The sequence below is a fragment of the Xanthomonas sp. genome, from assembly GCF_017163755.1.
Classification (GTDB): domain Bacteria; phylum Pseudomonadota; class Gammaproteobacteria; order Xanthomonadales; family Xanthomonadaceae; genus Xanthomonas_A.
Map to the genome: position 1 here is coordinate 19,380 of NZ_JAFIWC010000006.1, position 14,642 is coordinate 34,021.

11 protein-coding genes are annotated in these 14,642 nt (G+C 71.7%); 7 read left to right on the forward strand and 4 right to left on the reverse strand.

Translation table 11 applies throughout. The features are described from left to right. Window positions 1-140: 140 nt before the first annotated feature. Both JR065_RS05450 and JR065_RS05455 read right to left on the reverse strand, forming a co-directional pair. Window positions 141-1,145 (reverse strand): energy transducer TonB, encoded by a 1,005-nt coding sequence (locus JR065_RS05450; protein WP_206232838.1) that lies wholly within the window; start codon window positions 1,143-1,145, stop codon window positions 141-143. Between the two features lie 210 nt (window positions 1,146-1,355). After that, on the reverse strand, window positions 1,356-1,961 hold the full coding sequence (locus tag JR065_RS05455; protein WP_206232840.1) for a TIGR00645 family protein: 606 nt from the start codon (window positions 1,959-1,961) through the stop codon (window positions 1,356-1,358). 112 nt (window positions 1,962-2,073) lie between these two features. Between JR065_RS05455 and JR065_RS05460 the strand changes: the two genes are divergently transcribed. From JR065_RS05460 to JR065_RS05475, 4 genes are all read left to right on the forward strand, one after another. Next, complete coding sequence (locus JR065_RS05460; protein WP_206232842.1) at window positions 2,074-2,763, forward strand: glutathione binding-like protein; 690 nt, start codon at window positions 2,074-2,076, stop codon at window positions 2,761-2,763. A 146-nt stretch (window positions 2,764-2,909) separates the two neighbouring features. After that, window positions 2,910-5,138: a S9 family peptidase gene (locus JR065_RS05465; RefSeq protein ID WP_206232843.1), complete on the forward strand. Its 2,229-nt coding sequence runs from the start codon at window positions 2,910-2,912 to the stop codon at window positions 5,136-5,138. Window positions 5,139-5,172: 34 nt separating this feature from the next. Beyond that, window positions 5,173-5,754 carry a cytochrome c oxidase assembly factor Coa1 family protein gene (locus JR065_RS05470; protein WP_206232845.1) on the forward strand — a complete coding sequence of 194 codons (582 nt, stop codon included), beginning with the start codon at window positions 5,173-5,175 and terminating at the stop codon, window positions 5,752-5,754. A gap of 529 nt (window positions 5,755-6,283) precedes the next feature. Then, window positions 6,284-8,077, forward strand: a complete 1,794-nt coding sequence (locus JR065_RS05475; protein WP_206232847.1) for a DUF885 domain-containing protein — start codon at window positions 6,284-6,286, stop codon at window positions 8,075-8,077. Between the two features lie 84 nt (window positions 8,078-8,161). Here the strand turns inward: JR065_RS05475 and JR065_RS05480 are convergent, their stop codons facing one another. Then, complete coding sequence (locus JR065_RS05480; RefSeq protein WP_206232849.1) at window positions 8,162-8,620, reverse strand: hypothetical protein; 459 nt, start codon at window positions 8,618-8,620, stop codon at window positions 8,162-8,164. Window positions 8,621-8,801: 181 nt separating this feature from the next. Between JR065_RS05480 and JR065_RS05485 the strand changes: the two genes are divergently transcribed. The 3 genes from JR065_RS05485 (at window position 8,802) to JR065_RS05495 (ending at window position 13,222) form a co-directional block, all read left to right on the forward strand. Next, window positions 8,802-9,050: a hypothetical protein gene (locus JR065_RS05485; protein WP_206232851.1), complete on the forward strand. Its 249-nt coding sequence runs from the start codon at window positions 8,802-8,804 to the stop codon at window positions 9,048-9,050. A gap of 214 nt (window positions 9,051-9,264) precedes the next feature. Beyond that, window positions 9,265-10,254 carry a porphobilinogen synthase gene (gene hemB / locus JR065_RS05490; protein ID WP_206232853.1) on the forward strand — a complete coding sequence of 330 codons (990 nt, stop codon included), beginning with the start codon at window positions 9,265-9,267 and terminating at the stop codon, window positions 10,252-10,254. A gap of 448 nt (window positions 10,255-10,702) precedes the next feature. After that, a complete protein-coding gene (locus JR065_RS05495; RefSeq protein WP_206232854.1) occupies window positions 10,703-13,222 on the forward strand; it encodes a sulfite reductase flavoprotein subunit alpha in 2,520 nt (839 codons plus the stop codon). 523 nt (window positions 13,223-13,745) lie between these two features. Here JR065_RS05495 and JR065_RS05500 read toward each other — a convergent pair. After that, on the reverse strand, window positions 13,746-14,642 hold the full coding sequence (locus JR065_RS05500; RefSeq protein WP_206232856.1) for a TolB family protein: 897 nt from the start codon (window positions 14,640-14,642) through the stop codon (window positions 13,746-13,748).

Sequence of the window (14,642 nt, forward strand, 5' to 3'; positions counted from 1 at the left end):
CGCGGGCCTGTCATAGGCCGGTCGGCAGGGGGGCCATCGCGCTGCCGCCGGCAGGCCCCGCCGCCCATGGCGCAAGCCAAGGCGCGCCCACCAAAAAGCCCGGCTTGCGCCGGGCTCGTTCGCTTGCCGCTCGCGGGCCGTCAGCCGCCCGGATTGAACGCCAGCGTGCGCCGCGTGGTCACCGGCGCGCTGACCGGCTCGAAGCGCCAGCGCTTGGTGGCGTTGAGCGCCTCGCGGTCGAAGATGCGCGCCGGGCTGGCGCGCAGCACGCGCGCGTTGGTCACCGAGCCGTCGGTGCCGACGGTGATCTCCACCAGCACTTCGCCGGCGGTGCCCGAACGCAAGGCCTCGGGCGGATAGCGCGGCGCCGGGGTGCTGATCGGGCGCAGCGTTTGCGCACTGGCGGCGGCCGGTGCCGGTGCGGCAGGCGCCGGGGTCGTCGCGGCCGGTGCGGCGGCTTGCGGCGTACGCGCCGCGGCCGCCTGGCGCTCGGACTCCTCGCGCGCGGCGGCCTCGCGCCGTGCCGCTTCCTGCTGCGCGGCGATCTGCTGCGCGGCCTGCGCCTCGGTCGCCTGCTGCTGCGCCTGCTTCTGCTGTTCGGCCAGCTGCTTGGCCTTCTGCTCGGCCTCCTTCTTGACCTTGTCGGTCTCCTCGGCGGTGCGCTGCACCGCCGCCTGCATGCCGTTGCTGACGCCCAGCTTCAGCCGCGGCAGCGCCGGCGCCTTGTCGTCCATCTTCTCGATCAGCGCGACCAGGCGCTGGGCTTCGGCGAAGTCCTCGCGGTTGATGCTCTGCTCGGCGGCGATCAGCGTGTACGGCATCAGGTCGGTCAGCGCGCTCTTCACCCCGGCGTCGTCGGGCTGCTTGTCGCGCAGCGCCAGGTAGTACTCCACGGCGTTGTTGCCGGCCGGCGCGTACATGCGGTTCTCGCGCAGCGCCTGGCTGGCCGATTCGTGCAGCTGGTCGGTGCCCATCGACTGCACCTTGGCCGACACCGCCGGCGGCGCCGGTGCGGCGGCAGGGGCGGCGGGCGTGGCCGAGGCCGCGGGCTTGGCCTCTTCCTGCTTGGAGCAGCCCGCCAGCGCGGCGAGCAACAGCAACGGCGCCAGATGGCGCGCCTTTCCGAATGTAGTCACGTGCAGCATGCGTTCCCCCTAGAGAACCCCGGTGATGATGGCGAAATACGCGGCGATGAACCTCTCGGCCCGGGCGGCACCGTCTCCCACGGTTCCGCCCTGCGCGTCCCACCGGACAATCTAGCATCCGCCCCCGCGCGCCGGGTGGCGGGAAGTGACGCCTGGCCGGAAAAAACGTGCGTCACCGCACAGAGCGCCGGCATGGCGTGCGGGACGGCCTCAGTGGTCGCTCTTCGCCGGCGCGGCCATCAGCCGGTCAGTCCAGGCGATGCCGATCGCCGACAGGATGAAGATGGCATGGATGATGGTCTGCCACAGCACCCCGGCCTCGGTCAGCGTGGCGCAGTTCCTCAGCCCGACGGTGGCGGTGGCGGCGCTGGCCAGTTGGTCCGGCGAGCACATCGGCATGCCGCCCAGCGCGCCCACCGCGATGAAGGTCTTGAGCAGGTGGATCGAGGAGATGCCGATGATCGACAGCGCCAGCTTCACCTTCAGCACGCTGGCGTTGACGTGGCTCAGCCACTCCGGCTGGTCGGGGTGGCCTTCCAGGCCCAGCCGCGACACGAAGGTCTCGTAGCCGCCGACGATCACCATCACCAGCAGGTTGGAGATCATCACCACGTCGATCAGGCCGAGCACGATCAGCATGATCTGCTGCTCGCCCAGGGTCGGGGCTTCGTGGATCAGGTGCCACAGCTCCTTGCCGAACAGGAACACGTACACGCCCTGGGCCACGATCAGGCCCAGGTACAGCGGCAGCTGCAGCCAGCGCGAGGCGAAGATCAGGGTGGACAGCGGACTCAGGCGGCGCACGGGTGGGGTCATGGGATTCGGGATGCTGCGTTGCAGGAATCGCGCAGGGTAACCGGCGCCGCCGGCACTGCCAACCGCGGGCGCGCCGCTAGACTGGTGTCCCTCCTCCTGCCGGACCCCCGCCATGATCGATCTGTACTACTGGCCCACCCCGAACGGCCACAAGATCACCCTGTTCCTGGAGGAGGCCGGACTGGACTACGCGATCAAGCCGGTGGACATCGGCGCCGGCGCGCAGTTCCAGCCCGACTTCCTGGCGATCTCGCCGAACAACAAGATGCCGGCGATCATCGACCATGCGCCGGCCGACGGCGGCGCGCCGCTGAGCGTGTTCGAGTCCGGCGCGATCCTGCTGTACCTGGCCGAGAAGACCGGGCGCTTCCTGCCCACCGACCTGCGCGGGCGCAACGCGGCGCTGGAATGGCTGTTCTGGCAGATGGGCGGGTTGGGGCCGATGAGCGGGCAGATGGGGCATTTCAACGTCTACGCGCCGGAGAAGATCGCCTATGCGATCGACCGCTACGACAACGAGGTGCGGCGCCTGCACGGGGTGATCGACAGGCGCCTGGCGCAAAGCGCCTACCTGGCCGGCGACGAGTACGGCATCGCCGACATGGCCAGCTTCCCGTGGATCGAGGTCTACAACGGCCTGAAGCCGGACTATGCCGCGTTCCCGCACCTCAAGCGCTGGCACGAGGCGATCGCCGCGCGCCCGGCCACGCAGCGCGCCTACGCGCTGAAGGAACAGGTCAATCCCAACGCCGGCAAGCCGCTCAGCGACGAAGAGCGCAAGCACCTGTTCGGCAAGCGCTGAGCGGCGCGTGGCCGGGCGCGTCGCGGCGGCGCCGGCGCCGGCGCTGGCCGCCGGTGCCCGGCCGTAGCGGCGCGCGGGGGCGGTCGGCTTCTCAAAACCGGGCCGGACGCGCATCCTGTGCGGCCGGTGCCCCGCCAGGACATTCCATGCGTTCCCTGTTTGCCGCTGTCGCCCTCATGCTCGCCACCACCCCCGCCGTACACGCCGAAAAACTGACCCTGGAAGCGATCACCGGCAGCAAGCCGCTGGCCGGCCCGACGCTGATGAAGCCGCAGGTGGCGCCGGACGGCTCGCGGGTCACCTTCCTGCGCGGCAAGGACCGCGACCGCAACCAGCTGGACCTGTGGGAATACGACATTGCCAGCGGCCAGACCCGGCTGCTGGTCGATTCCAAGGTGGTCCTGCCCGGCACCGAGACGCTGAGCGACGAGGAGAAGGCGCGCCGCGAGCGGCAGCGCATCGCCGCCTATTCGGGCATCGTCGACTACCAGTGGGCGCCCGACGCGCGCGCGCTGCTGTTCCCGCTCGGCGGCGAACTGTACCTGTACGACCTGGCCAAGTCCGGCAGCGCCGCGGTGCGGCAGCTGACCCACGGCGAGGGCTTCGCCACCGATCCGAAGCTGTCGCCGAAGGGCGGCTACGTCAGCTTCGTGCGCGAGCGCAACCTGTGGGTGATCGACCTAGCCAGCGGCCGGCAGTTGCAGCTGACCCGCGACGGCAGCGAGACGATCGGCAACGGTGTGGCCGAATTCGTCGCCGACGAGGAGATGGACCGCCATACCGGCTACTGGTGGGCGCCGGACGATTCGGCGATCGCCTTCGCGCGCATCGACGAGGCGCAGGTGCCGGTGCAGAAACGCTACGAGGTGTACGCCGACCACACTGAGGTGGTCGAACAGCGCTATCCGCAGGCCGGGCAGCCGAACGTGCGCGTGCAGCTGGGGGTGATCGCGCCGCACGCCGGGGCGACGCCGCAGTGGGTCGACCTGGGCAAGGAGGCGGACATCTACCTGGCGCGGGTGGACTGGCGCGACCCGCAGCGGCTGACCTTCCAGCGCCAGTCGCGCGACCAGAAGAAGCTCGAGCTGATCGAAGCCACGCTCGCCGGCGGCAGGCAGCGCACGCTGGTCACCGAGACCAGCAAGACCTGGGTGCCGCTGCACAACAACCTGCATTTCCTCCAGGACGGGCGCTTCGTCTGGGGCTCCGAGCGCAGCGGCTACGAGCACCTGTACCTGGCCTCGGAAGACGGCCGCACGCTGACCGCGCTGACCCAGGGCGAATGGGTCGTCGATACGCTGCTGGCGGTGGACGAGGCGGCCGGGCGCGTCTATTTCAAGGCCAACAAGGATTCGCCGCGCGAGATGGCGATCTACGCGGTGCCGCTGCGCGGCGGCCGGATCCAGACCCTGTCGAAGCATCCGGGCATGCATTCGGCCAGCTTCGCCAAGAACGGCAGCGTCTACGTCGAGCAGTGGAGCAATACCGCCACGCCGCCGCAGATCGAGCTGTTCCGCGGCAGCGGCGAAAAGATCGCCACGCTGCTGGCCAACGACCTGGCCGATCCGCAGCATCCCTACGCCCGCTACCGCGATGCGCAGCGCCCGGTGGAGTTCGGCACGCTGACCGCCGCCGACGGCAAGACCGCGCTGCAGTACAGCCTGATCAAGCCGGACGGCTTCGATCCGGCCAAGCGTTATCCGGTGGTGGTGTTCGTCTACGGCGGCCCGGCCGCGCAGACGGTGAGCAACGGCTGGCCCGAGCGCGGCGATGCGCTGTTCAACCAGTACCTGGCGCAGCACGGCTACCTGGTGTTCTCGGTGGACAACCGCGGCACCCCGCACCGCGGGCGCGAGTTCGGCGGCGCGCTGTATGGCAAGCAGGGCACGGTGGAAGTGGCCGACCAGCTGCGCGGCGTGGACTGGCTGAAGGCGCAGCCGTGGGTGGACCCGGCGCGCATCGGCGTGTACGGCTGGTCCAACGGCGGCTACATGACGCTGATGCTGCTGGCCAAGCACAGCCAGGCCTACGCCTGCGGCGTGGCCGGCGCGCCGGTGACCGACTGGGCGCTGTACGACACCCACTACACCGAGCGCTACATGAACCTGCCCGACGCCAATGCCGAGGGCTATCGCCAGGGGCGCGTGGTCGAGCACCTGGACGGACTGGCATCCCCGCTGCTGCTGATCCACGGCATGGCCGACGACAACGTGCTGTTCAGCAACTCGACTGCGCTGATGAGCGAGCTGCAGAAGCGCGGCAAGCCGTTCGAGCTGATGACCTATCCCGGCGCCAAGCACGGCCTGTCCGGCGCCAACGCCCTGCACCGCTACCGCACCACCGAGGCGTTCCTGGCCCGCTGCCTGAAGCCCTGATACCCTCGCGCTCCTCCCACGAAAAGGAATTCGCATGTCCGTGCCGCCGCCGCTGGATCCGTTGCCGCCCGCCGCGCCGCCCGCGCCGGCACCCGTCGCGCGCGGCTGGTGGAGCCGCCACTGGAAATGGGCGGCGCCGTTGATCGCGCTGCTGCTGGGACTGCTGCTGCTCGCGTCGATCGCGGTGTTCTTTTTCGGCATCGCCAGCATGACCAAGTCCTCCGAGCCGTACCGGCACGGCGTGGCCACGGCGCAGCACGATGCGCGGGTGCAGGCCGCGCTCGGCGACCCGGTCAAGGACGGCTTCATGCCCTCGGGCAGCATCAACACCACCAACGGTAGCGGCCAGGCGGAGTTCAGCGTGTCGCTGAGCGGCCCGCGCGGCACCGGCACCTTGTACATCGAGGCCGAGCGCCACGCCGGCCAGTGGCACTACAGCACCTTGCAGGTGGCGCCGGACGACGGCAGCGAGGCGATCGTGCTGCTCGAAGAGGAAGCCGATGCGGACGGCGAATGGGAAACCGACGCCGAGTCCGACCTGGACGTGGACGCCGAGCCGCAGGACGCGGCGGCGGACGCGGACGTGCAGGCCGCGCAGGAAGCGCCGGCGCAGTAGCCGGCCACGCGATGCCGCCGCGCGGCGCCCGCTCGGGCGGCCGCCGGATGGAGCGGTGAGCCGCTCGCTGTCCCGGTCGGCACCCGGCGGCGCGAGCGCGTGGTGCGGCATCGCGGGGGGTATTCGTTTGCCGGCCTCGCCGGCTGGGTGTGCGAGAAAGCAGGCTCGGCGCCGCATGCGTCCGCTGTCCAAAGCGCGCGCATCCCGTTGTCGGAAACCTGGGGAGCCCGTTCTTCGCATCCGCGGTGGCAAGCGCGCTGCACAGCGGTGCTGGCGCCCCCTCGCGCACGCGCAGCGCCGGCTCCTGCTGGCTGGCCGCATGTTGCCCTGCGCGATCGAGGCGGTCGATGCCGGGTGCTCGATCCGAGTTGGTCTTGGCATGTCGACGATTCTGTCGCGCTGCCCCGAGCCAGGCGCCGGAAGCGCGCAAGCCGGCGCCCCCGTTGCGCCGGCCATGACCTACGGCGCATTGCCGGCCTCCGCCGCGACGCGCTAGGGTCGCCCCACTACCCAAACCGGATCCATCCCGATGAAGCCACTTGTCCTCGCCGTCGCGCTGGCCCTGGCCGCGCCATTGCCCTCGTTCGCGCAGGCCGCACCCGCACCGGCGGCCAAGCCGGCCAAGGCCGCAAGCAGCCCGGCGTGGGTAAAGCGCAGCAACGAATACGCGCAGATCCTGCTGCAGGCGCAGGCGCCGTTCCAGCCCGAACAGGTCAGCTTCTTCGGCGTGCCCGGGTTCGACGACAAGGTCGCCGACCTGGGACCGGACCGCGAGCGCCGCTACCGCGACGCGGTGGCCGCGGCCAAGCGCGAACTGCAGGCCAAGCTCGCGGTCGAGCGCGACGCCGACGTACGCCAGGACCTGGCGATCATGATCGCCGCCGCCGACGAGAGCATCGAAGGCAGCGCGTTGAACGAGCGCCTGATGCTGCCGTGGGTCGACGCGCCGCAGATGGTGTTCGGCGGCCTCAACAACCTGTTGTCGGCGCAGGTGGCGCCGGAGCGCCGCGGCAAGGCGCTGGACCGGCTCAAGCGCTACGTCGGGCTGGCGCCGGGCAGCACCTCGTCGCTGCTGCTGGCGCGCCAGCGCTACGAGGAAAAACTGGCCGACGGCAAGCTGCTGCAGCCGACCAAGCGCGAGGTCGAGCAGGCGCTGAGCAACGTCGATACCTACGCCAAGGGCGTGCGCGAGCTGTTCGCCGAATACAAGATCGACGGCGCCGATGCGGCGCTGGCGGCGATGGACCAGCAGTTCAAGGACTACGCCGCCTGGACCCGCAGCCGCGTGCTGCCCAAGGCGCGCGAGGACGCGCGGCTGCCGCCGGAGCTGTACGCGTTCCAGCTCAAGCAGTTCGGCATCGACATCGATCCTGCGGTGCTGATGCAGCGCGCGCAGCTGGAGTTCATGGAAACCCGCGCCGCGATGCAGCAGCTGGCGCCGCTGGTGGCCAAGGCCAAGGGCATCGACGCCAGCGACTACCGCGCGGTGATCCGCGGGCTCAAGCGCGACACCATCGCCAACGACGCGCTCGAGGCGCACTACCGCGGCGTGATCGACCGCATCGACCCGATCATCCGCCAGCAGCGCATCGTCGACGTGCCGCAGCGGCCGATGCAGATGCGGCTGGGCTCGGCCGCCGAGAGCGCGGCGCAGCCGGCGCCGCATTTCCGCCCGGCGCCGCTGGTCGGCAACACCGGCGAGCAGGGCACGTTCGTGCTGCCGCTGGGCAATCCGGACACGGCCGGCAAGGGCGAGCACTACGACGACTTCAACTACGGCTCGGCGGCGTGGACGCTGAGCGCGCACGAAGGCCGGCCCGGCCACGAACTGCAGTTCACCGCGATGGTGGAGCGCGGCGTGTCGCTGGCGCGCAGCATGTTCGCGTTCAACTCGGTCAACGTCGAAGGCTGGGCGCTGTACGCCGAGGCCGAGATGGTGCCGTACGAGCCGCTGGACGGGCAGCTGATCGCGCTGCAGTTCCGCCTGCTGCGCGCGGCGCGGGCGATGCTCGATCCAATGCTCAACCTGGGCCTGATCGACCGCGAACGCGCGCGCGTGGTGCTGGAGGAGGAGGTGATGCTGTCGCCGGCGATGGCGCGGCAGGAGCTGGACCGCTACATGGTGCGCGCGCCCGGCCAGGCCGGCAGCTACTTCTACGGCTACACCCGCATCCTGGAGCTGCGCATGCGCACCGAGCTGGCGCTCGGCAAGCGCTTCGACCGCCTGGCGTTCAACAACTTCCTGCTCGACCAGGGCCTGCTGCCGCCGAGCCAGCTGGCCAAGGCGGTGGACGAAGTGTTCATCCCGTCGCAGCGCAAGTGACCGCAGCGCGGGCGGCGCGATCGCACCGCCCGCGCTTCACCCCGGGTCCGGCGCCCGGTGGCCCGGGCGTCGGGAGCGCCGGGCTTATTGCACCGGCGGCTGCGGACGCGGCGGCGCAGTGCCGCGGTCCGCGCCCGGCGGCACCCAGATCGCCATGCCGGCGGCGCGTTTCTGCGTGGTCGGGATGCCGATGCCCAGGCCGCCGCCGACGTGGCCGCCGTAGCTGCCCGCGCCCACCGACATGCCCACCGGCGAGCCGTTGGTTCCCACCCCCATCAGCACCACGCCGTTGGCGCCGAGCTTGGCCGCCTCGCGCTTGAGCCGCGCCACCGCGGCGTCGGTCTGGCCCTGGGTGCCGAAGCCGACCGCGCTGGAGGACTCCAGCTGGGCGATATCCTCCGCACCGGCCGGCGGGGTGGAGTAGACCTGCACCAGCGCCGGATCGATCGGCGGCCGCGGCGCACTGAGCATCACCTTCGAGGAGCTGGCGCAGCCACCCAGCGCGAACAGCAGCGCCAGCGGCAGCAGTGGACGGAACGTCATGGCATTCACCCCTGGGTCGTGGATCACGATCGCGATGATAGGCCAGGCCGGTGAATCGGGACGAACCCATGCTCGCGGCGCCACCGTGGCACGGCCGGTGTTAGGCCCATGCCAAGAGTTGGCTTGCGCCGCCGCCAGCGCGCGCTATGGTGCGTGCAACGTCCATTCGAAGGGGAACATCATGGGCCTGATCAGCCTGCTGTGGGGCATCGTGGCATTGCTGTGGATGATCGTGGCGTTCATCCCGCTGCTCGGCTGGGGCAACTGGTTCGTGATCCCGTTCGCCGCGGTCGGCGCGCTGATCGCCGCGATCGGCCTGCTGTTCACCAGCGCGCCGAACCGCGGCCGCGCCAAGACCGGGTTGATCCTCAACGGCCTGGTCATCGTCGTCGGCGTGATCCGGCTCAGCCTGGGCGGCGGCGTGTTCTGAGCCTGCGGCGCCGCGGCACGACGCTGTGTTGCAGGCGCCGGCCGCCGGCGCACGCGCAGCGGGAGTAAAATCGCGCCCTGGCGAAACGCCGCGCATTCATCGCGCGCGGCGCCGTCTCGCTCACGCCGGCGCCGGCGCGCGGTACCGCGTCCGCCTTGCCGGCGGCGCCCTGCCGTCATGGCGGCGCCCTGTACCGTCCCCACAGGAGCCCCGCATGGCCCATCCCCACTACCGCCCGCGCCGCATGCGCCGCGACGATTTCTCGCGCCGGCTGATGCGCGAGCACACGCTGACCGCCAACGACCTGATCTACCCGGTGTTCGTGCACGAACTGCCCGGGCGCTCACCGATCGCGTCGATGCCGGGCGTGGAGCGGCTGTCGATCGACGAGCTGCTGAAGGTCGCCGAACAGGCGCTGGAACTGGGCATCCCGGTGCTGGACCTGTTCCCGGTGATCGACCCGGCCGGCAAGAGCCTGGACGCGGCCGAGGCGTGGAATCCCGACGGCCTGGCGCAGCGCGCGATCCGCGCGCTGAAGCAGCGCTTCCCCGAACTGGGGGTGATGACCGACGTGGCGCTGGACCCGTTCACCACCCATGGCCAGGACGGGATCATCGACGACCGCGGCTACGTGCTCAACGACATCACCGTCGAGGCGCTGGTCAAGCAGTCGCTGTCGCACGCGCAGGCCGGCGTGGACATCGTCTCGCCGTCGGACATGATGGACGGGCGCATCGGCGCGATCCGCCAGGGGCTGGACGCGCAGCAGCACCTGGACGTGCGCATCATGGCGTATTCGGCCAAGTACGCCTCGGCGTTCTACGGGCCGTTCCGCGACGCGGTGGGCAGCGCCGGCGCGCTCGGCAAGGCCGACAAGAAGACCTACCAGATGGACCCGGCCAACGGCGACGAGGCGCTGCGCGAGATCGCGCTGGACCTGGAGGAGGGCGCGGACATGGTGATGGTCAAGCCGGGCATGCCGTACCTGGACGTGGTGCGGCGGGTCAAGGACGAATTCCGCGTGCCCACCTTCGCCTACCAGGTCAGCGGCGAGTACGCGATGCTCAAGGCCGCGGCCGCCAACGGCTGGCTGGACGAACGCGCCTGCGCGCTGGAGGCGCTGCTGGCGTTCAAGCGCGCCGGCGCCGACGGCGTGCTGACCTACTTCGCGCTGGACGCGGCGCGCTGGCTGCGCGAGGGCTGAAGGCCGCCGCCGCTTGGCGTCCGGTCCACGGCATCAGGGACGCTTCGGTCATGGCGCTATCCGGCGCCGGTACGCCTCGCGCGGGTTTCAGCCCCGGCGGTGCCCGGCACGGCAGGCCCGCCGCTCGCCCGGCGCCGATGCGCCAGGCCAGCGACCTTGCCGCGGGCGGCGAGGATTCGCTTCCCGAGAACAGAGCGGCTTTCCCCAGGTCCGGCTCAGGGCCGACGGCAAGCGGCACCTTGTAGGAGGGGCTTCAGCCCGACAGCGGCGGCAAGTCCTCGCCGTCGCGGCTTGGGCCACTCGCAAGCCGGCCGCGCCCAGCCGCCGACCCCACCCTCGGGACGTCGCCGCCGACCAGCGCGCGAGCCTGTCGTGGCCTCTGACCCGATAACGATTCTCATCTACAATCGACGGTCGTTCGCCACCCCACCGGCGAGTCCCGCGGCCGATGTTCAAGAAAATTCTGTTCCAGCTGCACTGGCTGTTCGGCATCAGCGCCGGCCTGGTGCTGGCGGTCATGGGCCTGAGCGGGGCGACGCTGGCGTTCCAGGACGAGATCGAGCGCCTGGCGAACCCGTCGCTGGCGGCGGTGGCCGCGCAGCACAGCGCCGGTGCGACCACGCTGCCGTTGGCGCAGCTGCTGCCGAAGCTGCAGGCCGGCCGGCCCACCGCGCCGGACCGCGTGCGCATCGATCCGACCGGGCAGCGCCTGTCCAGCGCGCGCTTTCCCGGCGCTGGCGGCGTGGTCCATTTCGATCCCTACACCGGCGCCACGATCGCGCAGCCGCGGCTGGTGGGCTTCTTCGACGTGGTCGAGGACCTGCACCGGCGCCTGGTGGCCGGCAAGCGCGGCGAGGCGGTCACCGGCGCCTGCGTGCTGATCCTGCTGTTCTTCTGCGTGTCCGGCCTGTACCTGCGCTGGCCGCGGCAGTGGTGGCGCTGGCGGCCGTGGCTGGCGGTGGAGTGGCGGCGAAGCGGGCGCAGCTTCCTGTGGAGCCTGCATTCGGTGGTCGGCACCTGGTGCATGGCGGTGTATCTGCTGATCGCGCTGACCGGCCTGTACTGGTCCTACGACTGGTACAAGCACGGCGTGACCGCCTTGCTCGGCGGCTCGGCACAGGGCGACGGCATCGGTCGCGGCGGGCGCGGCGCGGCGATGTCCGCGGCCGACCTGGCGCGCATCGATCGCGCCCTGGCGGCGCTGCCGGACACGCACGGCACCTGGCTCGACCTGCGCCTGCCGGTCGCCGCCGGCAAGCCGCTGAGCGTGCGCTACCTGCCGCCGCGTCCGCGGCACAGCCGCGCCTACGACCTGCTGGCCCTGGACCCGGGCAGCGGCCGCGTGCTCAAGCAGCAGCGCTATGCCGCGCAGCCCACCGGCCGGCAGTGGCTGGCCAGCGTGTTCGCGTTGCACAGCGGCAGCTATTTCGGCCTGCCGGGGCGCGTGGCGGTGATGCTGGCCAGCCTGTGCATGCCGCTGTTCTTCGTCAGCGGCTGGCTGCTGTACCTGGACCGGCGCCGCAAGCAACGCCAGGTGCAGGCCACGCGCGGCAGCCTGGCCGGCGCGGCGGCCGGCGGCGAGCCGTGGCTGGTCGGTTTCGCCAGCCAGAGCGGTTTCGCCGAGCAACTGGCCTGGCACAGCGCCGCGCAGCTGCAGGCGGCCGGGCACGCGGTGCAGGTGCGGCCACTGGCGCAGCTGGACCCCGCCACGCTGGCGCAGGCCGCGCGCGCATTGTTCGTGGTCAGCACCTTCGGCGACGGCGAGGCGCCCGACAGCGCGCATGCCTTCGACAGGAAGCAGCTGGCCAGGGCGTTGCCGCTGCCGCGGCTGCGCTACGCGATGCTGGCGCTGGGCGACCGCCAGTACGCGCAGTACTGCGGTTTCTCGCGGCGCCTGGAGCGCTGGCTGCAGCAGCAGGGCGCGCAGGCGCTGCTGGGCACGGTGGAGGTGGACAACGCCGATGCGCGCGCGCTGGACGACTGGCAGCAGCGTCTGGCGACGCTGACCGGCCACGACGCCGGCCCGGCCTGGCGCGCGTTGCCGATGCAGGCGTGGACGCTGTGCGGGCGCGCGCTGCTCAATCCCGGCAGCCAGGGCGCGCCGGTGTGGCGAATCGACCTGGTGCCGCCGGCGCGGGCGCACTGGCAGGCCGGCGACATCCTCGAGATCCAGCCGCGCAATGCCGACGCCGATGTGCGCGCGGCGCTGGCGCAGTGGCGGCTGGATCCGGCGGCGCCGGTATGGCTGGACGGCGCCGAAGTGTCGCTGGCCGCGGCCGTCGCCGTGCGCGAACTGCCGGCGCCGCCGCGCGACCGCTCCGCGCCCGCGCCCACCGCGCAGGCGTGGCTGGAAACGCTGGCGCCGCTGAAGCATCGCGAATACTCGCTGGCGTCGCTGCCGCGCGATGCGGTGGCGCAGTTGGTGGTGCGCCAGGTCCGGCGCCACGACGGACGCAGCGGGATCGGTTCGGGCTGGCTGGGCGAGCACGCGCCGCTGCATGCCGGCATTGCCGCGCGCGTGCGGCGCAACCCCGGCTTCCATCGCCACGCCACGGCCGCACCGATGCTGCTGATCGGCAACGGCACCGGCATCGCCGGCCTGCGCAGCCTGCTGCGCGAAGCGGCGCGCGACGGGCAGGGCGGCCATTGGCTGCTGTTCGGCGAGCGCAACGCCGCGCACGACGCGCTGTTCGACGCCGAACTGCGCGCCTGGCAGGCCGACGGCCACCTGCGCCGGCTGGAGCGGCTGTATTCGCGCGACCAGCCGCAGCGGCGCTACGTGCAGCACCGCCTGCGCGAATGCGCCGACGAGGTGCGCCAATGGCTGCGCGACGGCGCCACGCTCTACGTCTGCGGCAGTCTCGAGGGCATGGGCCAGGAGGTCGACGCGGCGATGCGCGAGATGCTTGGCGAAGCCGAGCTCGATGGGTTGATCGCTGCGGGGCGTTATCGGCGCGATGTCTATTGAGGTGGGGATTGGGGATTCGGGATTGGCGGACGGTCGCGTGCGCTGACGGGAGCGGGCCTCCGCAGCGCGTGGTGCGGCGATGTGGGGTTGCCAGCGTGCTTTTCTGGTCTGTTCGCAGGTGTCGCGATCTGTGCAGGAGCGGCTCGCGTGGCCTTGGGCTACCCGCCGCGACAGATTGTGCCGGTATGGCCGTCGCGATCGATGGCCGGAGCCGCCCGGAGCGCCTCCCGCAGGACTTCGCCGACGGTGACGGCTGAATCGAACTGCGCTGGCGCACCAGGCCGGGCGATGCGAACTCGCGTTGGCGCCGTTGCCGCTGCCCTGCTCTTGGATGGTGTTGCCCTGGCGCCGCGCCGCGCGACGCGTGCCACTTCACCGCGTTCTTGTGTCGAGCGGCAGGATCGTGTTGATGATGTTGTTGGTGTTGACTCGCGTATCGAGGTCGCCACGGGACTCAGAAATGCTACCTGCCTGCCGACGTCTCGCGGCATGCATCGGCGAGACGACCCAAGGCCGCGTTCGGCTACTGGCAATCGGCGCTGCCCGTCGCCGCCGGCGCGCGCATCCGGTACACATCCAGCTTCCCGGCCTTGGGTGCGCGTGCGCTGCCGCTGACCAGCAGTTCGCCCGGCTTGGACGCGTCCAGCACCGGGCCGCGGGTGACGCCGTCGGCGCCGTTGAACGACAGCGGCAGCGGCTGCGCCTGTGCATAGCGGCCAGCTGCGCATTGCGCGAGGAACAGCCGCACCGGCCCGCCGCCCGCGTCCGCCGCGCGCGCGAACACCAGCGCGCGGCCATCGCCCAGCCACGCCGCATCCACTTCGTCGCCGCTGCCGTCGATGCCGGGCAGCGGCGCGGGACCGGCGAAGGCCTGGCCGTTCCAGCGCGCCAGCCACAGGTCGTGGCCGCCGGCGCCGCCGTGGCCATCGCTGGCGAACAGCAGCCGGGTGCTGTCCAGCGACAGCGTCGGCGCGCGCTCGTCGCCACGCGTGTTCACCGCCGCGCCCAGGTTCTGCGGCGCCCCGTAGCCGCCGTCGGCCTGCACCGCCACGCGGTACAGGTCGGCGCCGCCGTGGCCGCCGGCGCGGTCGGAGGCGAAGTACAGCCAGCGCCCGTCGGCGCTGAAGAACGGGTCGAAGTCCTTGCCCGGCGAGTTCGCCGGCGCCGGCAGTGGCTGCGGATCGGACCAGCGCCCGCCGCGCAGCGTGGCCTGCCACAGGTCGCCGCCGCCGGGCCCGCCGGCGCGTTCGGCGCTGCCCCAGACGATGCGCTGCCCGTCCGGAGCCACGCTGGCGCGGGCTTCGTCGCCCGGGGTGGACACCACGCCCATGCCCTCGATGCCGAATTCGGAAAGCGCGAACGCCGGCGGCGCGCAGAGTAAACTCGCGCACATCGCGAGCAGCAGGGGTTGGGTCCGCAT